This window comes from Acidisoma cellulosilyticum, assembly GCF_020621385.1.
GTDB lineage: Bacteria > Pseudomonadota > Alphaproteobacteria > Acetobacterales > Acetobacteraceae > Acidisoma > Acidisoma cellulosilyticum.
The window spans coordinates 523433-542897 of sequence record NZ_JAESVA010000005.1 but is presented as its reverse complement, the minus strand read 5'-3'; the positions used below and the strand labels follow the sequence as shown (position 1 = coordinate 542897).

At 64.1% G+C, this 19465-nt stretch carries 18 protein-coding genes; 2 read left to right on the top strand and 16 right to left on the bottom strand.

Annotation, left to right across the window (positions count from 1 at the left end):
- Position 1: 1 nt before the first annotated feature.
- The 8 genes from ACELLULO517_RS17480 to ACELLULO517_RS17445 form a co-directional block, all read right to left on the bottom strand.
- On the bottom strand, positions 2 to 1078 hold the full coding sequence (locus tag ACELLULO517_RS17480; protein WP_227308687.1) for an ABC transporter substrate-binding protein: 1077 nt from the start codon (positions 1076 to 1078) through the stop codon (positions 2 to 4).
- 39 nt (positions 1079 to 1117) lie between these two features.
- On the bottom strand, positions 1118 to 2089 hold the full coding sequence (locus ACELLULO517_RS17475; protein WP_227308686.1) for a PfkB family carbohydrate kinase: 972 nt from the start codon (positions 2087 to 2089) through the stop codon (positions 1118 to 1120).
- Positions 2089 to 3096 (bottom strand): ADP-ribosylglycohydrolase family protein, encoded by a 1008-nt coding sequence (locus tag ACELLULO517_RS17470; RefSeq protein ID WP_227308685.1) that lies wholly within the window; start codon positions 3094 to 3096, stop codon positions 2089 to 2091. The genes ACELLULO517_RS17475 and ACELLULO517_RS17470 overlap by 1 nt, the downstream gene beginning before the upstream one ends.
- Positions 3093 to 3800, bottom strand: a complete 708-nt coding sequence (locus ACELLULO517_RS17465; RefSeq protein ID WP_227308684.1) for a GntR family transcriptional regulator — start codon at positions 3798 to 3800, stop codon at positions 3093 to 3095. The genes ACELLULO517_RS17470 and ACELLULO517_RS17465 overlap by 4 nt, the downstream gene beginning before the upstream one ends.
- 115 nt (positions 3801 to 3915) lie before the next feature.
- Complete coding sequence (locus ACELLULO517_RS17460) at positions 3916 to 4704, bottom strand: SDR family NAD(P)-dependent oxidoreductase (RefSeq protein WP_227308683.1); 789 nt, start codon at positions 4702 to 4704, stop codon at positions 3916 to 3918.
- A gap of 16 nt (positions 4705 to 4720) precedes the next feature.
- The gene (locus ACELLULO517_RS17455) at positions 4721 to 5839 is read right to left on the bottom strand and encodes an acetoin dehydrogenase dihydrolipoyllysine-residue acetyltransferase subunit (protein WP_264481530.1); all 1119 of its coding nucleotides are present in this window, start codon (positions 5837 to 5839) and stop codon (positions 4721 to 4723) included.
- A gap of 2 nt (positions 5840 to 5841) precedes the next feature.
- On the bottom strand, positions 5842 to 6864 hold the full coding sequence (locus tag ACELLULO517_RS17450) for an alpha-ketoacid dehydrogenase subunit beta (RefSeq protein ID WP_227308682.1): 1023 nt from the start codon (positions 6862 to 6864) through the stop codon (positions 5842 to 5844).
- A gap of 27 nt (positions 6865 to 6891) precedes the next feature.
- A complete protein-coding gene (locus ACELLULO517_RS17445; RefSeq protein ID WP_227308681.1) occupies positions 6892 to 7857 on the bottom strand; it encodes a thiamine pyrophosphate-dependent dehydrogenase E1 component subunit alpha in 966 nt (321 codons plus the stop codon).
- A gap of 337 nt (positions 7858 to 8194) precedes the next feature.
- On the opposite strand from ACELLULO517_RS17445, the gene ACELLULO517_RS17440 reads away from it, so the two are divergent.
- A complete protein-coding gene (locus tag ACELLULO517_RS17440) occupies positions 8195 to 9199 on the top strand; it encodes a GAF domain-containing protein (RefSeq protein ID WP_227308680.1) in 1005 nt (334 codons plus the stop codon).
- A gap of 24 nt (positions 9200 to 9223) precedes the next feature.
- On the opposite strand, the gene ACELLULO517_RS17435 is transcribed toward ACELLULO517_RS17440, so the two are convergent.
- The gene (locus tag ACELLULO517_RS17435) at positions 9224 to 9448 is read right to left on the bottom strand and encodes an antitoxin MazE-like protein (protein ID WP_227308679.1); all 225 of its coding nucleotides are present in this window, start codon (positions 9446 to 9448) and stop codon (positions 9224 to 9226) included.
- 133 nt (positions 9449 to 9581) lie between these two features.
- Here ACELLULO517_RS17435 and ACELLULO517_RS17430 point away from each other — a divergent pair, with 133 nt between their 5' ends.
- Positions 9582 to 10358, top strand: a complete 777-nt coding sequence (locus ACELLULO517_RS17430; protein WP_227308678.1) for a PIG-L deacetylase family protein — start codon at positions 9582 to 9584, stop codon at positions 10356 to 10358.
- 456 nt (positions 10359 to 10814) lie between these two features.
- On the opposite strand, the gene ACELLULO517_RS17425 is transcribed toward ACELLULO517_RS17430, so the two are convergent.
- The 7 genes from ACELLULO517_RS17425 to ACELLULO517_RS17395 are packed head-to-tail and all read right to left on the bottom strand — an operon-like array spanning position 10815 to position 19245.
- The gene (locus tag ACELLULO517_RS17425; RefSeq protein WP_227308677.1) at positions 10815 to 11753 is read right to left on the bottom strand and encodes a choline/ethanolamine kinase family protein; all 939 of its coding nucleotides are present in this window, start codon (positions 11751 to 11753) and stop codon (positions 10815 to 10817) included.
- 9 nt (positions 11754 to 11762) lie between these two features.
- On the bottom strand, positions 11763 to 12677 hold the full coding sequence (locus ACELLULO517_RS17420; RefSeq protein ID WP_227308676.1) for a phosphotransferase family protein: 915 nt from the start codon (positions 12675 to 12677) through the stop codon (positions 11763 to 11765).
- Positions 12674 to 13930 carry a Zn-dependent hydrolase gene (locus ACELLULO517_RS17415; protein ID WP_227308675.1) on the bottom strand — a complete coding sequence of 419 codons (1257 nt, stop codon included), beginning with the start codon at positions 13928 to 13930 and terminating at the stop codon, positions 12674 to 12676. Before ACELLULO517_RS17415 ends, ACELLULO517_RS17420 begins: the two co-directional genes overlap by 4 nt.
- A 28-nt stretch (positions 13931 to 13958) precedes the next feature.
- Positions 13959 to 15755, bottom strand: coding sequence for an ABC transporter ATP-binding protein (locus ACELLULO517_RS17410; RefSeq protein WP_227308674.1), 1797 nt, complete (start codon positions 15753 to 15755; stop codon positions 13959 to 13961).
- Positions 15755 to 16672 (bottom strand): ABC transporter permease, encoded by a 918-nt coding sequence (locus ACELLULO517_RS17405; RefSeq protein WP_227308673.1) that lies wholly within the window; start codon positions 16670 to 16672, stop codon positions 15755 to 15757. Before ACELLULO517_RS17405 ends, ACELLULO517_RS17410 begins: the two co-directional genes overlap by 1 nt.
- A complete protein-coding gene (locus tag ACELLULO517_RS17400) occupies positions 16672 to 17652 on the bottom strand; it encodes an ABC transporter permease (RefSeq protein WP_227308672.1) in 981 nt (326 codons plus the stop codon). The genes ACELLULO517_RS17405 and ACELLULO517_RS17400 overlap by 1 nt, the downstream gene beginning before the upstream one ends.
- Positions 17653 to 17667: 15 nt before the next feature.
- Positions 17668 to 19245 (bottom strand): ABC transporter substrate-binding protein, encoded by a 1578-nt coding sequence (locus ACELLULO517_RS17395; protein WP_227308671.1) that lies wholly within the window; start codon positions 19243 to 19245, stop codon positions 17668 to 17670.
- Between the last annotated feature and the right edge of the window lie 220 nt (positions 19246 to 19465).

The following is a 19465-nucleotide window of genomic DNA, read 5'->3' as shown; positions in this document are numbered from 1 at the left end:
ATCAGGATGCCTTCACATCTTCCCAAAGCTGCGTCCATTTCTTGAGCGCGGCCGGAGAGATGCCGGTCTGCAAGGCAACCTTGCCCTTGTAGTTGAGCAGCGGGCCCGCCATCAGCTTATCGGCGGCGGCCTGCGGCAAGGCTTTCACGGCATCCGTGTTCACCGGCACCGCCAGTTCCTGATTGGGTCCGGGCGAGCCGATCCATTGCGTGAAATAGGCCGGGCTGGTCAGGAAATTGATCCAGGCATAGGCAAGGTCGAGATGCGGCGTCTTCGACACGATGGCCCAGGTATCGCCCCAGACGACGGTGCCGTCATCGGGGAAGATAAAGTCCAGCGGATGACCGTTGGTCTTCAAGGTACCGGCGAGGCCCGACCACAGATTGCCCATGGTGATTTCACCCGTGGTGAAAGCCTTGTTCCAGTCATCGCCCGATGACCAGAACAGCTTCACATTGTCCTTCAGCGCCAGAAGGGCGGTGCGGACCTTGGCCAGGTCCGGGTTCTGCGGGTCCTCCCCCAGATAAAGCGCGGCCGTCATGATCGCGGTCGTCGGATCATCGAAGAAACCGACCTTGCCCTTATTCGCCGGGTCCCACAGCACTTTCCAACTCGTGGGCGTCGGATGCACATCCGTATTGACAGCGAGCGAGGTCGCACCCTGCACCCAGGGCACGGCATAGACCTGGCCGTTGAGACGGATCGAGGGGTCGGCGCTGAACCGCTCCTCCAGCATCGACCAGCTATGGACCTTGGAGGTATCGACCGGTTGGAACAGCGATTGCTGGGCGCCGGTCGCGACATATTCCAGATTGGGCAGAACGACATCGATCTTGCCCATGCCGCCCTGACGCAGCATCTGCAGCAGATCGTCTTCCGAGGTGAAATAGACGTTCTTGACCGTCGCACCGGTCATATCCTCGAACATCTTGATCGTGGCCGCATCATCGGCCCCATAATTCTGCCAGGAAGCGACGGTCAAGGCCTGGCCTTTGAAAGCGGCAGTCTGGGCGCGGGCAATTCCGGGAAGTGCCATCAGGGCACCGGCAGCCAGCACGGAGCGGCGAGTGAAGGACATCGTCAAGCTTCCTATCGGGTTGGAGTTATCGTTGGATCGTCAATCAACCTCTGCTGCACGTCGCACGGGGCACTTGGCCGCCACGCCAATAAACCTGTCCAGCGCGCGGGCGTCCGGCGCGGTCGCCGGGCCGCGCCGCGTCACCGACAGTGCCGCCGCCGCATTGGCACGTGCGACCGCTGTCAGCGCATCCAGCCCGGATGCGAGGGCCGCAATCAGCACGCCGGCATGCGTGTCCCCGGCGCCGGTGGAATCCACCATGGTGACGGCCGGTGACGGCACCAGAACCGGCGCCTGATCCGCGCTTGTTAACACAAAGGCGCCGGCCGCGCCGTCGCGCAGAACGAACAGCGCGTCCGGTGAAAGCTGCATCCGTCTCGGGGCCGCTGCCGGGTCTGCGGTGCCGGTCAACAGCTCAGCCTCGCGCCGGTTCATGGTCCAGACCGTCGCGCGCGGCATGACCTGCGCCATCACGCTCGCGGGGATATCCGCGACGAGCGGGCCAGGATCGATAACGAAGCCGATGCTGCGCGGCAGGCTGGCCATCCAAGCCGCAATCGCCGGCCCTAATTCCGGGTAGCTGAGATCATAGCCGGAGGCGAAGACGATATCGCCAGGCCGCAGCGGCAGGTCCGCGAAGCGACGCCCCGCCAATGCGGCCTCAACCCCGGGGCTGGAGACGAAGGTCCGCTCGCCGTCAGGCTCGACCATGACGAGACAGAAACCGCTATCCCCGTCGCTGGCCGGCGGATGAACGGTCGCGATCCCTTCGCGCGCGCAATCCGCGCGGATCTGCGCGCCGTAAGGCCCATTGCCGTGACGACCCGCGAAGATGCAGGCCATTCCCTGCCGCGCGGCGGCGGCCAGGATATTGAAGCCGCCGCCGGCCGAGATGCTGGCGCCCGATCCGATGACGTCGCCACCACGACCGGGCAGATGCGGCACGTCGAGCCGGATATCGGCGAGGACACTGCCGACCGTGAACAGTCGCGGCGGTGCCCCGTTTGCCATCAGGCCGCTTTCCGCGTGCGGAGGGCGAGAAGATCGGCGGCCAAAGCTTGCAGTTTCAAATCAGGATTGGCGGCGTTCAGTTCCGCGACCCTGGCCGGCGGGAAAGCGCTTGCGCCATGACAGGCGCCCATGATGGCGCCCGCGATGGCGCCGACCGTATCGCAATCCCCGCCCAGGCTGGCCGCCAGACAGCAGACGCGCCAGGGGTCATGCGGCGCCACGCTGCATATGGCGAGGGCCGCCGGCACGGCCTCGTTCGTGGCGACCCCTGTGCCGACCAAGCGATAGATGAGGTCGAGCGCCGTCTCCTCGCTTTGACCGCGCACCAGATCCAGCGCCCAGGCGCTGCGCGACGCGACATCGCCGCCCGCGAAATAAAAGCCCCGCGCCGCGCCCAGCTTTGCGGCCTCGACGGCGATCGACAGCGCATCGGCGACCGATGCGCCGTCAATGCCCGCGCTGACGGCCGCCGCGACAGCCGAGGCACCCGCTATGGCGACCGTCGTGTTGTGGGTGACATGGCCGGTCTGAAAGACAGCATCGACAATGCCGGTGAGCGGCGCGGCCGGGACAGCGATACCGACAGGGGCGACCCGCATCGCCGCGCCATTGGTGGAGCCGCTGCGGCCGGTGAGTTCGGTCGACATGCCGCCCGCGACCAGCGTCAGCGCGGCGCGGGTGGAGGGGCCAAGCAGATCATGCGATCCGATCGCGATCATCCGCTTTTCCCAGGCGAGCAACCGGGCCGCGAATATCTCAGGATCGACGACGCCCTCGCCCTCGATCAGCAATTCACCAAGGATGACGGCCTGATCGGTATCATCCGTCACACGGCCGGCCGCCATGCCACGACTGATGAAATTGTCCTCCGGCCCCGGCTGGAAACTGTCGAGAATGCCATAGCGGCCAGCAATTGTGCTTCGCGGCGTATATTGCGTCGGCATGCCCAGGGCATCGCCAATGGCGAGACCCAACAAGGCGCCGTAAGCGCGATCGAGACTGGTCATTTCTGGCTTTCACCGAAGCTGAGCTGAAGCGTGAAATGGGAGGGATGCAGACGGCTGCGCACATGTTCGATGATGGCGCCTGACGCGTCATGCACGATGCGGGTGGTGCCGAGGAAGGGCTCGCCTTCCGTCTGCTGCAACTCCATCGCCTCGGATGCGGAGAGACGCACGAGGTCTGCAGCCTCGGTCCCGCCGACCGCGCGGATCTCCAGCATTTCCAGCGTCCGCCGCAAAGACCCCTCAACCAATCCGTGCTCCAGCACAGCGGCATAATCCTCCCGCCAGGGCAGGCGGCTGAGTTCGAGGGAAATCGGCTTGCCGTCATCCGTGCTGCGGACACGGTCCAGCGCCAGGAATGCGGGTGACGGCAGCGCCAAAGTTTCCGCCAGGGCGCTGTCGTCCAGCCGTTCAAAGCGCAGAATGCGCGGTTCCAGCGCCACGCCGTGGCGGGCCAAAGCCCGCGACCAGCCAAGCTCATCTTCCAGACGGGCGCCGTTATAGCAGACGAAGGAGCCGGCACCGGTCCAGGTTTCGATCAGCCCGGCATCCTGCAGGCTGGACAGCGCCTGGCGAATGGTGCCGCGGCTGACATCGAATCTGCGCGCGAGGTCGATTTCACCGGGAAGACGCTCACCCGGCTGGAAGGCGCCGGCCTGAATGTCCCTGGTCAGCAGATCGGCCAAGCGTTGATATTTTGCCGCCACCTGTACGAACCTGTATGATCCTGTCCAATCCTAGTCAGAACTTTCTCCCGCGCGCAAGAATGAAAACGCGCGGGCTTGGAATCAGGATCAACCGGCGCCAGCCGGTCGCGCGACGTCAGACCAGAACCATGCCGCCGTCGATCATCAATGACTGGCCGGTCATATAGTCGGAGGCGGAAGAGGCCAGGAAACGCGCCACCCCCACCATATCCTCGGGCCGTGACGGGCGCCCCATCAGGACGGTGCTGGCGAAATTGTCGAAAGCCTCGTTCTCCTTCGTCGTCAGCCCCTCATCGACAAACCCCTTGTCGATGACCTTCCACATATCGGTCGCGACGACGCCGGGACAAATGGCATTGACGTTAATGCGGTGCTTGCCGAAGGCCCGCGCGGCGGCCTGGGTCAGCGCCACGACCGCGAATTTACTGGCGCAATAATGGGCCAGCGGATCATAGCCCTGTTTGCCGGCGATGGAGGCGGTATTGATAATCTTGCCACCGCCCCCTTGGTCGATCATCTGCCGGGCGGCCTCCTGTGTCGCAATAAGCACACCCTTGGCATTCACATCCATCACCTGATCCCAGTCCTCCTCGGTGATGTTTAGGAACGGCCTTGTCTGCGCGATGCCGGCATTGTTGAAGATGACGTCCAGCCGATCGTACGCCGTGACGGTCGCCTTGATCATCTCCCGCACGCTGGCGCGTTGCGTGACGTCCACAGGCTGCGCCATGGCCCGTCCGCCCGCTTCCGTGATCGCTTCGGCGACACCCCGCGCATTAGCCTCGTCACGGTCGGCAATGACCAGAAACGCGCCATCGGCGGCGAGGCCATGTGCCATCGCAGCACCTATGCCCCTTCCCGCGCCCGTCACGATAATGGCGCGACCCTTGATACTCTCGGACATGCCTGTCTTGCCCCGCTCAGCCGGCCGTGAAATCGAGGATCAGCCGATTGACCTCGGCCGAGCGTTCCATATGCGGCATATGGCCGGTATCGGGCAGCGTGTGCAGCGTCCATCCACCGGGCAAATCAGCGCCCGGCGGCAGAATCTGGTCTTTCTCGCCCCAGATCACCTGCACCGGCACAGCCCCGAGTGCCGCCGCCTGCTCACGCAGACTGATGCGCTGTCTGTCGCCGTCGAAACTGGCATCCGCGATCCTTTGCAGCGCCTGCTCGGCCCCATCCAACCGTTTGAAGCGCAGCACCTCCTCCGCCATGTCGCGGCTGACGAGCGTCGGATCGGCAAAGAGCAGTTCCAGCACCGGCTGCAATTGCTTGTGACGACCAGAGGTGATGAAGCCCTGGATGAACGCATGATTGATCGGTCCGCCCATGCCCGCCGGGGCCAGCAGCGTTACCGCCGCCACACGCCCCGGTTCGTCAAGTGCCACCTGAAGTGCGACCGCGCCGCCCAGCGAATGACCGACGAGATGGCAGGCCGGCAAATCCAGAGCCTTCATCAGGGAAACGACGGCGCCGGCGAGTGTTGATAGGTCTCCGCTATCCATCTGCTTCGTGGAACCGCCATGGCCGGGCAGATCGATCGCGATCACCCGATGCCGCTCCGACAGCGCCGGCTGCGTGAATAGCCAGTTATTGAGGTCGCCGCCGAAGCCGTGGATGAGCAGAATAGGCGTGCCGTCCTGCCCTTCCCCGGTTTCAAGATAGCGGATGGTCCAAGCGCCCGCCTGCATCGTTTTCGGTTCAGGCGGGGCAGCGGCGACGTCGCCCCCCTTAATCGCAAAACTCGCCTGAAACTGCGCGATAAAGGCGTCGATCTCGGCATCCGGCACGCCAGCGTCGGCCACGACCGCGATCAGCGCGCCGACCGGCAGATCCTCCCCCTCCGGCGCGACATGGCGCCGCAAATTGCCCCGCACCGGGCTTTCATAGGCATTGGTGATCTTGGTGGTTTCGATATCGGCGAGTTCGTCACCCACCTTGATCTCCGCACCTTCCGGTTTGGACCAGAGCGCGACCTTGCCCTCGGTCATCGCCAGACCGAATTTCGGCATGGTGATCGGCGTGATTTGCGACATGATCAGGCCGCCTTCTTCTGCGCGACCATGACGCTCTGCACCGCTGCCTCGATCCTGGCAGCGCTCGGCACATAGGCGTCTTCCAGATTGGGTGCGAAGGGCACCGGCACATGCGGCGGACAGACCATGCGGATCGGCGCCTTCAGCGCGCCGAACGCCTCCTGCGCGACCAGCGCCGAAATATCGGTCGCGATATTGCAGCGCGGACTTGCCTCATCAACAATCACCAGCCGCCCCGTCTCCTCGACGCATTCCAGAATGGTGGCGGTGTCGAGCGGCGATGTCGTGCGCGGATCGAGCACCGTGCAGGAAATGCCCTGTTTCGCAAGCCGATCCGCCGCTTCATTGGCCAGGCCGACCATGCGGCCGATGGCGACGATCGTCACATCCCGGCCCTCGCGCGTCAGGTTCGCCTCCCCGAAGGGGATGGTATAGGCCTCGTCCGGGACTTCCTCCTCAGTGTCGTACAGAACCTTGTGTTCCAGGAATATCACCGGGTCGTCGTCGCGGATGGATTGGATCAGCAGCCCCTTCGCCTCATAGGCGGAAGACGGGATCACGACCTTCAGCCCAGGGATATGCGTGAAGATCGGATAAAGGCTCTGGCTGTGCTGGCTGGCGGCGCGAAAGCCCGCGCCATACATCGCGCGGATCACCAGCGGCGTGCGCGCCTTGCCGCCGAACATATAGCGGAATTTCGCGGCCTGATTGAAAATCTGGTCGAAACAGACGCCCAGGAAATCGACGAACATCAACTCCGCCACCGGGCGCAGGCCGGTCGCGGCCGCCCCCGCCGCCGCGCCGATATAGGCGCTTTCGCTGAGCGGCGTATCCAGGATACGGTCGCGGCCGAATTCGGCCAGCAGACCTTTGGTCACGCCCAGCACACCGCCCCAGGCATCCTGCTCGCCGGGCGCACCGGCACCGCCCGCGACATCCTCGCCCATGATGATGACCGTCGGATCACGCCGCATTTCCTGACGCAGCGCCTCATTGATCGCCTGACGATAGCTTTTCTTGCTCATCGCTTTCTCTCCCCGTCCCGGCTGTTGTCAGTATTGCACATAGACATCGGTCAGCAGGTCGGCTTCCGCCGGCATCACGGCCGCCTTGGCATTGCGCACCGCGACCTCGATCTCATCCGCGACGGCCTGATCAACGGCATCCAGTTCCACACCGTCCATCAGCGCGGCTTCGGTGACGCGCGCGCGGAAACGGTTGAGGCAATCCTTCTCGGCACGCAGACGATCGACCTCGCCCGGCGCGCGGTAGGTTGTGGCATCTCCCTCGAAATGCCCGTAATAGCGCGCGAGCTTCACATGCAGCATGGTGGGGCCGCCGCCCTGCCGGGCGCGGTCGATGGCAGCACCCGCCGCCTCGTGGACAGCGAAGAAGTCGAAACCATCGACTTCCGTGCAAGGCATGCCGAAACCCGCCGCCCTTGCCGCCTGTGACCCGGCCACGGAATAGGAGGAGGACGTCGCCTCGGCATAGCCATTGTCTTCGACCACGAAGATCGCCGGCAGCGCCCAGACGCTGGCGAGGTTCAGGCTTTCCAGCGTCGTGCCCTGGTTGGAAGCCCCGTCGCCCAGAAAAGCGATGGCCACACCGCCCGTCTTGCGGATTTTGGCACTCAGCGCCGCACCGCAGATGAGCGGCGGGCCGCCGCCGACAATGCCATTGGCGCCGAGCATGCCCTTGGAGAGATCGGCGATATGCATCGATCCGCCCTTGCCGCCACAGACGCCGTCCCTGCGGCCGTAGATTTCATGCATCATGCCCTGCACTTCGACACCTTTGGCGATGCAATGGCCGTGGCCGCGATGGGTGGAGGCGATAAAGTCATCGTCGCGCAAATGCGTGCAGACGCCGGTGGCCGATGCCTCCTCGCCCGCGTAAAGATGCACGAATCCCGGTATCTCTCCGGTTGCAAATTCAACGTGCAGGCGTTCTTCGAAATCGCGGATCGTCCGCATGGTGCGATAGGCGCGCAGCAGATCCTCTCGGTTCATCTGCATATCTGCATACTCCCGTTTCTTGTTATGGCTTCAGCGAGCGGTGGCGATGAGGATTTTCAGGTCTCTCGTCCCGTCCCTCTCCGCCACGGCCTTTACGGCAACCGTTTTGCGGAGCCTGATTGTCGCGCGCGTTTCCACCGGCGGGTAAACAAGAAAACTTGATCGGATGGCGTTTTTGACCGCTCGCATCAGGAAGTGTCGCAACCCTGCGACAGCTGTCGCAGCGCTGCGTCATGCTGTGCCGCAGCAATCCGGCTTACGGCATGGAAATCCGCGCGGGCGCGTGACATGATCGCGGCCGAGACCACACGCAGAGGTGGCTCGGAGGACAATGACGATGAGCCAGCTCACCCCTTCCAGGCGGCTCCATGCACAGCATCACACGGATCGTGTTTTGTCGGTTCTGGAGAGGCCGAGTGACGGCACTGGTTTATCAGCGTCCTGGCGACGCTGCCTTTTGCACTACAACCTGGATCCGGAACGCGCCGAACCGCCGACGATGCTGAGCGGCATGGAGTTGCGTCATGCGCGGGGCTATGCTGGACGGCTGATCCATGTCGCGGACAGGGAGCTGGACCGGCTGCATCGGCTGACCAGCGGCCTCGGCTATGCCGTGCTGATGACGGATAGCGAGGGCGTCATCCTTGCCCGTCGCGTGCAGGAGATCGACGAGGGCGGCTGCCGCCACTGGCAGTTATGGACCGGTGCGCTGTGGAGCGAGGCGGTGGAAGGCACCAACGGCGTCGGCACTTGTCTGGCGGAGCAGCGGCCGGTGACGGTGCATCGCGATCAGCATTTCCGCAGCCGCCATACCAAGCTCACCTGCACCGTCGCACCGCTGTTCGATGCCGGCGGCGAGGTCGCCGGCGCCTTGGATATTTCGTCGTTCCGGCCCGATCCGGAGGGGAATATTTTGCCGCTTGCCATGGCGGCCGTGCAGGAAACGGCGCGGCGCATCGAGCAGGCCTATTTTCACGAGGTTTTCGCCCGCTGCCTGATCCTGTCGCTGCCGGAGGATTGTGCGGCGGACAATGCGGTCTCCGTACCGCTGGTGGCGCTGGACGGCGAGCGGCGCATCATGGGGGCCACCCGTGCCGCGCGGCGGATTCTCAATCTCGATGCCCAGCAGATGGAGCGCGGGGTCAGCCTGGGCGATGCGCTGGGGCAATTGCCGGCCGAGCCTTACGGCTTGGCCGCCGCCGAAAAGCAGGTTCTGGCAGGCGCGCTCGCCGCCGCCCAGGGCAATGTCAGCGCGGCGGCGGCCCTGCTCGGCATCAGCCGCGCCACGCTGCACCGGAAGATCAAACGCCTCAAACTGCAGCGGGAGGGTGGGTTCCGGTGAGGGATGAGCGGTTCAGCCCGAGCCTCACCGCTCAGGCCAGTCGAAACTCGCCTCGATAACGCCCATCGCCTCGGCCTCTTCCGGTCGGCCACGCAGCAGCGCGCCCTGCCGCTTCGCTTCGGCGGCAAAGTCAGGATGGCTGGTATCCGGGACCCAAATCCGCAGCATTTTCATGCCGCGATGTTGCTGACGCTGCCGATATCGCTGGAACTTGGTCAGCCCGTCACCGCCGCGCGATGCCTGGGACATTTGCCCCTCCACTGGTAGCGCGCGACCTTATCACAATGGCATCGCACGACCAAACGACCGGATAGCCGGCCGTTTGCGGCGCAAATCGGTCAGCGATAAGGTTCCGAGGATTGCGCGAAAGTCGAAGCCAACCATGAACCATCTGTATTTCTCTCCGCATCTGGACGATGTCCCACTCAGCTGCGCAGGGGTGATTTCGTCCCAAAGGGCTGCGGGGGAGAATGTCCGTATGATCACCCTGTTTACCGGGGACGCGCCTGAACCCCTGTCTCCGCTGGCCCAGAGATATCATGCCATCTGGGGACGCGGCGACCGCCCCTATGTCGCGCGTCGTGAGGAGGATCGGCAGGCCTGCGCGCTTCTCGGCGTCGATGTGCATCACGAGGGGTTGCTCGAAGCGATCTATCGGCGCGGCACGGACGGGGAAGCGCTCTATCCCACGAGAGCGGACATGTTCAGGACCATCGACGGCCGCGACGACGCCATTGTCGATGAGATCCAAGCCAGAATGCTGGCCCAAGTTCAGGATTTCAAAGCGGACATTGTCTACGCACCCCTGGGACTGGGCCGGCATGCCGACCATCAGGCTGTCATCGCAGCCGCCAGACGCCTTGCCGACAGCGAAGCGCTGGAGCTGCGCCTGTATGAGGAATGGCCCTATGCCGCCGGGCGATTTCCGAAGGAGCGCCCCGGCCGCATTGCAGAGACATTGGACTTCTTCCAATGGCACGCAGAGCCTTCAACCACCGGGATCGACATCGACCATCGTCTGGCGGTTGCCCGCTGCTATGCCAGCCAGATCGAGGAGCTGTTCGACAGCGACGAGGCCATGGTCAATGAACTGCGCGCCTATACATCCGGCGTCGGCGGTCGCTTGCCGTCGGAACGCATCTGGACGGTTCTGCGATAAAGGGCTGCATTCTATAGTCTGTCGCGTTTGGATAGACGACTAGCCGACCAGCCCACCTCCGCCTTCGTCTTCCCCGGGCTTGTCCCGGGGACCTACCCGCCGCGGCGCCACATCAGCGTCTGGGCGCCGGAATGGGTAGACCCGCGGCACGAGGCTCGGCCGGACAGGCCGCGGGCGACGATAGAGGGGCGCGCCGATGGCGATGAGGTCGCACGGAAATGACGACGGAAAAGCGCTGAGTTTTCTCAACGACTGTTGGCTTTTACTTTTGTGGCCTTCTACTGCCGCCGCCCACCTCCCCCTTCGTCTTCCCCGGGCTTGTCCCGGGGACCCACCCGCCGCGGCGCCCCATCAGCGTCTGGGCGCCGGAATGGGTAGACCCGCGGCACGAGGCTCGGCCGGACAGGCCGCGGGCGACGATAGAGGGGCGCTTCCGATCAAAGCCCAACAGAGATTCTAGACCGCCGCCAGCCAGCTATCCCAGCGCGGGTCGAGGAAGACCGCGCGGGCGCGCATATGTTTCCAGACGCCGTATTTATAGAAGTCGAAGTCGAGCGCGGAGACTTTCTGCTGCACCATCGACCAGGTCGCCCATTTGACGTCGGCCAGCGCCCGATGCACCGCGACGCGCGCGACCAAGGCCGGATCGACACGACCGAAATAATGCTCGATCAGCGCCAGTTCCGTTGCCTCATCAAAAAACATCTCCCCGAACCAGATGCCCAGGTCGTAGCAACGGTCGTTGTTCGATGCATATTCGTAGTCGATGAGCATGATGGTGCCGGCATCGTCGACCATGAAATTACCGGCCATCGGGTCGTTGAAACAAGGCACGAGGTCGAGGCCCGATGCCTCCAGCGCGGCGCGCGCGCGGCGATATTCCGTATTCAGCCAATCGAAATCGGGCGGCACCCAGCCGCCGAGCGTCTTCACCTGATCGACATGTTCATCGATCATGTCGAACACCGTCTTGGTCAGCACCAGCGGGCTCGCGTCATGCAGCTGGCGATAAACATCGAGCGCGGTGCGGCAAAGATCGAGATTGCGGAAATCGACATGGGTGCAGGACCGCCGGCCCTCAATGAAATCGGTGATCTCAATCCCGTCAGCCGCCAGATATTCGTAGACTTTGGGGCCGATGCCCAGACTTGCGGCCTTGCGGCTGGCATCCAGCGCCGCCGCACGGTCGATGAACATCTCCGTCCCTTTGCCAGGGATTTTGACGAAGAAGCTGGCCGGGGAATCGCCTACCCAAACGCGCCAATTAGGGTTGCTGATGCCGCCTGAGACGGGCGCATAGCGCAGGTCCTGCCCGGCCCAGGCCGAGACGCGGCCGACCGCCACTTCCAGATCGACCTCGGCTTCCGTATCCGCCTCTCCCAACCGTCTTTCCATGGGTGCGACCTAGATCTGATTCAGGCGTTGGGGGATCTTGGCATCCCGCAAGGCGGAGCGCGCGCGCAGCAGGCGCCACTCCCCATATTTCAGGAATTCGAGGCCGCGTCGTGGCGAGGTCTGAGACAGAACAAGGCCGCGCAGACCCCATAGCAGGTCATCGACCACGCTATAGGCGCGGCAGCGGAGCAGCACAGGCTCGGCGCAGGCACCGTCATGCAGGACGATGCCGGCGCGCCAATCGGCCTCGAACAGGCAGGCCTCGCCCAGGATGGCTGCCAAGTCGTAATAGGGATCGCTCATCCCCGCGCAGTCGCAATCGACCAGCATGACCGCGCCGTCTGACCCCAGCATGATATTGGAGGCCTGACCATCATTATGGCCGGGTGCCAGATCAAACCCGGCAGCGGTGATCGCCTGCGCGATCTGATCCACGACCTGCGCCAAGGCCGGCATATCGGCGGGCAGTGCCGTGCCCGTCTCTGCCGCACGGGCAAGCCAGAACCGAAACGCCGCGAAGACATCCCAAACACGGGTCAGCGGCGGCGCCTGCCGAAATGCCTTTTTTGCCGCGATCACGCCTGCCAGCACATCGGGATTTTGCAAATCGCCCAGCCAGGCATGACGCCAGGGCGCGGCCAGATAGCGGAAGCCGATGGCCTGCCGATCCGCCGATGCAAACAGCACCTCCGGCCCGACGCCCTGCCCGGCTGCCGCCAGCGCGCCGTCATAGGCCGCGACCGGGTCGATCGCGCCGGCCATATCAGGCTCCAGGCATTTCAGGAAGATCGCGTCAGCGCCGTCGCCGATGATCGCGTTGGACCATTCCACCGCCTGCCACATGGGGGAAGCCACCGCCGCGACACCCGGACGCGGGATCGCCCCGGCCCAGGGCGAGGCCGCAATCGCGTCCGCGAGGTTCATGCTTTTCCCTGCAAAACGTCCAGACCTTCATCGCAAAGCTTGTAGAGCATGCGGGCCAGGATCTCGACACCAAGCTCGATATCATCCGGCGCCGTATATTCGGATGGGTGATGGCAGACGCCGTCGACGCTCGGCACGTTCACGACGATGGAGGGGCAGATGGGGATCATGCAGATGCCGTCATGCGCCGCAATGGTATCCAGCCGCATGGTGCCATGGCCGAGTTCGGCCGCGCAATCGGTCGCGAGCGCCACCAACCCTTCATCGAAATAGCCGACCGGGCGGCGGTCGATGAAGCGCGTCTCATGCGTCACGCGGGCAATCTCCGCGCCGACATCGGCGGCGGCGAGCATCTCAGCCTCCGCCCAGTCCAGCACGGCCTGATCCGGCGAGCGGAGTTCCAGGAACATCACCGCTTCACCGGGCACGACATTGGGGGAATTCGGGGATACTTCCAGCCGCCCGACCGAGGTATGCAAGGTGCCGGCGGCCCGCGCCGGCATGGCGCCGAGGGCGGAGATCAGATGCGCCGCGCCCAGCAGCGCGTCATGCCGGTCCGCCATCGGCGTCGGGCCGGTATGGGCCTGACGACCGATATAGGCGAGCCGGTATTTCACGGCGCCCCAGTGGCGGGTAATGGCGCCGAAATGCTGGCCGTTCGCCTCCAGCACCTTCGCGCATTCCACATGCAGCTCGATATAGGCCTGCGGATAAGGGAAGTTTTTGTCGCGCCCATCATAGCCGATGTCCTTCAGCGCTTCGGCGACCGTGATGCCGTCGCCGTCACGCCGGGACAGCGCGTCCTCGGCCGTCATCATGCCGGTATAGACGGAGGCACCGAGCAGGCTGGGCTGGAAGCGCGCGCCCTCCTCATTCGTCCAATCGACAATGGCGAGGTTGCAGCGCGGGGCCTTTCCGGTCGCCGCCATCTCCTCCCGCACGGCCTGAACCGCTTCGCAGGCGGCCAGCACGCCATAGGCGCCGTCGAAACGCCCACCGCGCGGCTGGCTGTCGAGATGCGAGCCGGTCATGACCACCGGTGCGTCCGGCCCGGCCCAATCCAGCAACCCGACCATATTGCCCATGCGATCGACGGTGAGCGTCATTTCCTGCTCGGTAAACCATGCCGCCAGATGGTCGCGCGCCGCACCGTCCTCGGCCGAAAGCGTCAGCCGATGCATGCCGCCGTCCGGCGTGCCGCCATGGGGGATGAAATCATCCATCAGCTTATGCAGGCGGGTCGTATTGATCATGGCAGTCTCAGTCTTCCGTGAAGCAGAATCAGGGCGCGGGCGCGGTCACGTGGCAGGCGGCGAGCCGGCCGGGCTGGCGGCTCCACAAAGCCGGTTCCTTGATGCGGCAGGTCGTCATCGCTTCCGGGCAGCGCGCGGTGAAGGAACAGCCGGGCGGCAGGTCGATCGGGCTGGGCGGTTCCCCGTCCAGCAGCACATCTTCCGTCCGATAGGGCCGCTCGTCCAGCGTCGGCACGGCCGAAAGCAGCGCCTTCGTGTAAGGGTGGCCGGGGTCGTAGAAGACACCGCCGGTATCGGCGATTTCCACCATCTTGCCCAGATACATGACCGCGATGCGGGTGCAGACGCGCCGCACCATGGCGAGGTCATGGGAGATAAAGAGATAGGTCAACCCATGCTTGGCCTGCAACCGCTCGAACAGATTGAGCAAACGCCCCTGCTCCACCGGATCGAGCGCCGATAGCGTCTCATCAAGAATGAGCAGCTTGGGCTCCAGCACCAAGGCGCGCGCGATATTGACGCGCTGGCGCTGCCCCGCGCTCATCCCCACCGGCAGACGGTGCAGATCGTCGGGCGACAGCCCGACCTCGGCCATGGCGGCGCGAACCCGCTCGGCGGTCTCCTTGCGGCCGACGCCATGGATGGACAGCGCCATGCCGATGGTGCGGCCCACCGGCAGATGCGGCGGCAGGCAGTTATAGGGGTCCTGCAACAGCAGCTGGAAGCCACGGCGCATGCCGAAACGCTCGCGCCCCGTCATCTCCGCGATATTCTTGCCTTCGAACAGGATGGCGCCGCTGTCGGGCTCCTCCACCCAGGACAGCAGCCGGGACAGCGTGGACTTGCCGCAGCCGGATTCGCCGACCAGACCGAAATTGTCGCCCTGATAGACATCGAAGCTGACGCCGCGCACGGCCTGCACATGCTGCTTGCCGAAGAAGCGGGCGCGATCCTTCACCGAATAGGTCTTGGTGATGTCGGAGACCTGCAGGATGGGCGTGACTTCGGCGGATGACGGTTCCGGCGCGGGTTCGCCCGTCCAGATACGCGGCGTGCGGGCGACCAGTTCCTGCGTCACCGCATGCTGCGGCGTGCGGGCGATGGCCATGGGCAGACCACGCTCGACGATGCGCCCGGCGGCGAGCACCGCAACCTCATCCGCGATTTCGGCGACCGAGGGGACGGAGGTTGTGATGAAGACGATGCCGGCATTGGTGCGGACGCGCAGTTCCTTCAGCAGCCGCACGATCTGGGCCGCCACCGTCACGTCCAGCGGCTGGATGATATTGTCGCAGATGAGCAGGTCAGGCTCGTTGATCAGCGCATCCACAATCACCGCGCGCTGCAGCATGCCGCCCGAATACTGGCCGGGAAACTCCGCGAACCGTCGCGCGGCGGAAGGGATGCGCACGGCATCCAGCAGCGCGATGACGCGCTTCTTCGCCTCGGCCGCAGCCGTGTCCGGGGCCACGGCCAACAGCTTCTCGGCGATCTGCACGCCCACGGGCAGCGTCGGGTCGAAAGCATTGCCGGGGTCGGCGCCGATGAAGCCGATGCGCGGGCGGACTTTCTTCTGCACGTCGCGGCTGAGCAGATCCTCACCGCGAAAGCGGATGCCGCCGCCGGTCACGCGCAGTGGGTCCGAGACCCAGCCCGCCATGGCCTTGGCCAGCGTCGTCTTGCCGGCGCCGCTTTCACCCAGAATGCCGAGCACGCCGTCCGCCGGCACCGTCAGATCGACGCCCGCCAGAACGAATGACCCATCCGGCCGGGTAATGGACAGATTCTCCAGCCGCAGCAGCGGGACTGACGCCAAGGTCGCCATCAGATCCGTCCCTCCAGAACCTTGTTGCGCGCACGCTCGATGGAGGAGCCGACCAGATTGATGCCGAGCAGCGTCGTGAACAGGAAGGCGCCCGGCATGGTGGAAATCCACCAGGCATTGATCAGGTACTGACGGCCGTCGGCGATGATATTGCCGAAGGTCGGCGTCGGCGGCTGTACGCCGATGCCGATGAAGCCCAGGATCGCCTCGAAAATCATCATGCGCGCGATATCCAGCACGGCGACGAAAGCGATGGGCGGCAACACGTTCGGCGCGATCATCTGCAGCATGATGCGGATCGGCGATGCGCCGAGGATCTTGGCGCCGCGCACATATTCGCGCTGTCGCTCGGCGAGCGTGACGGAGCGCACGACGCGCGCATAGCCAGGCCAGCCAGACAAGGCGAGCACCAGAGTGACGCTTTCCGGGCTCGGCCGATGCACCGTCAGGATGGTGATGGCCAGGATGATGACCGGCACGGCCAGCTGCGCGTCCGTGATGCGCATCAGTACCGTGTCGATGATGCCGCCGTAGAAACCCGCCAGAAGCCCGACGATGGCGCCGACCACGAACATGATGATGACGGCGGAGACGCTGATCATCAACGCATTCTGCAAACCGATCAGCGAGCGCAGGAACAGATCGCGGCCCAGCTGATCGGTGCCGAGCAGATGCGACCAATGCCCGCCCGGCAGAAAGACCGGCGGCCAGAAGCGCTGCATGATATGCATGCGCGTCGGCGACAGCTTGGTCATATGCGGATAGATCAGCGCCGCACCCACCAGCACGACCAACAGGAAAAGGCCGAGTTTGAACTCGAACTGTTGATAGGTCGCGCGCCAGATGCGCCGGCCCGGTGTTTCCATCCGCGCGCGCGTGCGCGGCGGGGCCGTTTCGATAACCGTGTCTGAGGACATCAGAAATCCAACCTCGGGTCGATCTTCGTCGAAATAAGATCGACGAGGATATTGATCACGACGAAGAGACAGGCAGAGATCAGCGCGACGCCCTGAATGACGGGGAAATCGCGTTCCAGCACCGCCTGTACGGTCAGTAGCCCGACACCGGGATAGTTGAAGATATATTCGACGATCAGCACACCGCCGAGCATGGCGCCGATCTGCACGCCGAAGACGTTCAGCACCGGCACCGCCGCATTGCGCAGGATATGACGCAGGAAGACGCGGCGTTTGGAGAGGCCGCGCACATCCGCTAATTGCACGAAATTGCGCTGCTTGGCCGAAGCGATGGAACTCGCCAGGCTGCGCATGAAGATGGGCGACATCTCGATCGCGATCACGAAGGCCGGCAGGATGGTATAAGCGAAGCCCTCATAACCGATGGAGGGAATCCATTGCAGTTCGGCCGTCACCACCAGAGCGAGCACGATCGCCAGCCAGAAATTGGGGATGGAGACGAAGGCAGAGCCCAGATAGACCGCGAAACGGTCGAACCAGCCGCCGGAATTCATCCCCGCCAGAATGCCGATCGGCAGCGATATCATGAAGGCGAAGACGAGTGCGAGGGCGGCCAGCTGCAAGGTCATCGGTACCGACTGCTCCAGCAGTTCCACAACCGTTGCCTTGTCGCCTAAAGCCGAGACATCGCGGCCACCGGCTGCCTCCCCGCCCGATTTCGCCTTGATGAAGGAGGTACCGAGATTCCCGTGCAGAACCTGCCCAAGCCAATGGACATATTGCACGGGGATCGGGTCGCGCAGGCCCATCTCGCGCGCCGTCTGCTCCACCACGGCGTCGCTTGCCATGGGGCCCAGGATCAGGCGCGCCGGATCACCCGGCACAAGGCGCAGCGCCGTGAAGATCGCGAAAGACACGATCAGCACGATGAGCAGACCCTGCGCCAGGCGGCGGATCAGAAAGGTCGCGAGAAAAGCCATGACGCGGCCTCCGTCTTAGGCGGCTGCGAAGCTCGCCTTGTGCACATCCATCGGCCCGTTCGGATAGATATAGAAATCCTTGAGGCCCGCATTGACGGCGTTCAGATTGACCGAGGTGAACAGCGACAGCGACGGCGCCTTGGACGCGATGACCTCGGTTGCCTTGCCCACCAGCATCTTGCGCTTCGCGGTATCCGTCTCGGTATGCTCGGCCAGGAAAGCCGCATCGATATCGGGATCGGAAATGCCGTTGATGATGCCGCCGACGGGACCCGCCTTGGAATAGAACATGGCGCGCAGCACCATGTCGGGCTCCGGCGTCGCCGTGGACCAGCCGCAATCGATCATATGCCCGGCCGGTTCCTGGCCCTTGTGCTGATACAGCACATCGCCCCAGGCGCCGGTTTCCATGACGTTCAGCTTAACGTTGAAGCCCTGGTCCTGCATCATGCCGGTGATCAGCTCACCGTAATCCTTGGTCTTGGGGTAAAATCCGGTCGAGGTGATATAGTCGATTTCCGGCAGGCCCTGACCATTGGGGAAGCCCGCCTGTTTCAGTAGCGCCTGGCACTTGTCGGCATCGAATTCCGGATAGTTCGGCACCGCCTCATAACCGAATTTCAGCGGGCTGATATAGTCGCTGGACTGCCCGCCGGCATCGCCCATCAGATCCATGATCTGCGAGCGGTCGATGGCATGGCAGGCGGCCAGACGCACCAGGGGGTTGTCGAAGGGCTTCTTGTTGCAGCGGAAATGCAGATACTTGTTTTCCGTCGACAGCGTGCGGCTGACGGCCACGCGCTTGTCCTTCTTCAGCGTCGCATACTGCTCCGGCTCCAGCCGCTGCAGAATGTCGATATCGCCGCTGAGCAGGCCGAGCACGCGGGTTGTCGCGTCACCGACATAGCTGAACTGGACCTGATCCAGGATCGGACGACCCTGATAGTATTTGTCGAAGGCGTCGAGATAAGTGACGTTGCCCTTCTGATTGGTAAATTTGAACGGCCCGGTGCCGTTCGGCCGCTGCGCCAGAATGGCCGGGTTCTTCACATCGGCTGCGGACAGGATCGCCATATAGCCGCCCATGAACTGGAAGGCCGAGGCCGGGAAGCCGAACTTTTTGGTGTGCACGCGGGCGGTCAGACGGTCGACGACCTCGACCTCGCACTGGCCCGGAAAGAAGGCGCTGGCGGGGCGCGCGGGGTCGGTGAAATATTCCATCGTCGCCTTCACGTCTTCGGCCCCGAAGGTCGCGCCGTTGTGGAAGGTGACGCCGTCGCGCAGCGTGATTTCAAGCGTATAGGGGTCGACCAGCTTCTGGCCCGTCGCCAATTCCCAGACCATGGCGGTCGGGTCTGCCGCGCGCATGGGCGTGCGGAACAACTGCCCGAAGACGAAGCCTTCGAAGTTGATCTGGCCCAGGGACGTGTGGCTCGTCGGATCCCAGTTGCCCGTCACGGGCTCCGCGGATGCGAAGACGAGCGTATTGCGGCCGGCCGCATTCGCACGGCGAATGAACGGCATCGGCAAAGCCAAGGCGGCCGCCGAACCGGCTGTGGCCGTCAGCAGCTTGCGACGAGATAACTGGTACATAGAACCCTCAGCGTGAAACGCGTGAACTCCGGTACCGTGTTAGCGACTGGGTAGTCCCTGAATATCCGGCAGTCATTGAAGGCCGCCGCCGGAGGTCTGTCATGCGCGATCCTAGCGGCAGACATTCGCCGCCGCCAAGAGGAAAATCCACAAATCCACAAAAAAACAAAAAACCACACAAACCCGCTTGCGGTCCGCCGGGGACGCACGGCATCATTCG

Bases quoted from the DNA above. Each gene is read 5' to 3' on its own strand.
- ACELLULO517_RS17480 (WP_227308687.1), bottom strand. From the start codon at position 1,078: ATGTCCTTCACTCGCCGCTCCGTGCTGGCTGCCGGTGCCCTGATGGCA.
- ACELLULO517_RS17475 (WP_227308686.1), bottom strand. From the start codon at position 2,089: ATGGCAAACGGGGCACCGCCGCGACTGTTCACGGTCGGCAGTGTCCTC.
- ACELLULO517_RS17470 (WP_227308685.1), bottom strand. From the start codon at position 3,096: ATGACCAGTCTCGATCGCGCTTACGGCGCCTTGTTGGGTCTCGCCATT.
- ACELLULO517_RS17460 (WP_227308683.1), bottom strand. From the start codon at position 4,704: ATGTCCGAGAGTATCAAGGGTCGCGCCATTATCGTGACGGGCGCGGGA.
- ACELLULO517_RS17455 (WP_264481530.1), bottom strand. From the start codon at position 5,839: ATGTCGCAAATCACGCCGATCACCATGCCGAAATTCGGTCTGGCGATG.
- ACELLULO517_RS17450 (WP_227308682.1), bottom strand. From the start codon at position 6,864: ATGAGCAAGAAAAGCTATCGTCAGGCGATCAATGAGGCGCTGCGTCAG.
- ACELLULO517_RS17445 (WP_227308681.1), bottom strand. From the start codon at position 7,857: ATGCAGATGAACCGAGAGGATCTGCTGCGCGCCTATCGCACCATGCGG.
- ACELLULO517_RS17440 (WP_227308680.1), top strand. From the start codon at position 8,195: ATGAGCCAGCTCACCCCTTCCAGGCGGCTCCATGCACAGCATCACACG.
- ACELLULO517_RS17435 (WP_227308679.1), bottom strand. From the start codon at position 9,448: ATGTCCCAGGCATCGCGCGGCGGTGACGGGCTGACCAAGTTCCAGCGA.
- ACELLULO517_RS17430 (WP_227308678.1), top strand. From the start codon at position 9,582: ATGAACCATCTGTATTTCTCTCCGCATCTGGACGATGTCCCACTCAGC.
- ACELLULO517_RS17425 (WP_227308677.1), bottom strand. From the start codon at position 11,753: ATGGAAAGACGGTTGGGAGAGGCGGATACGGAAGCCGAGGTCGATCTG.
- ACELLULO517_RS17420 (WP_227308676.1), bottom strand. From the start codon at position 12,677: ATGAACCTCGCGGACGCGATTGCGGCCTCGCCCTGGGCCGGGGCGATC.
- ACELLULO517_RS17415 (WP_227308675.1), bottom strand. From the start codon at position 13,930: ATGATCAATACGACCCGCCTGCATAAGCTGATGGATGATTTCATCCCC.
- ACELLULO517_RS17410 (WP_227308674.1), bottom strand. From the start codon at position 15,755: ATGGCGACCTTGGCGTCAGTCCCGCTGCTGCGGCTGGAGAATCTGTCC.
- ACELLULO517_RS17405 (WP_227308673.1), bottom strand. From the start codon at position 16,672: ATGTCCTCAGACACGGTTATCGAAACGGCCCCGCCGCGCACGCGCGCG.
- ACELLULO517_RS17400 (WP_227308672.1), bottom strand. From the start codon at position 17,652: ATGGCTTTTCTCGCGACCTTTCTGATCCGCCGCCTGGCGCAGGGTCTG.
- ACELLULO517_RS17395 (WP_227308671.1), bottom strand. From the start codon at position 19,245: ATGTACCAGTTATCTCGTCGCAAGCTGCTGACGGCCACAGCCGGTTCG.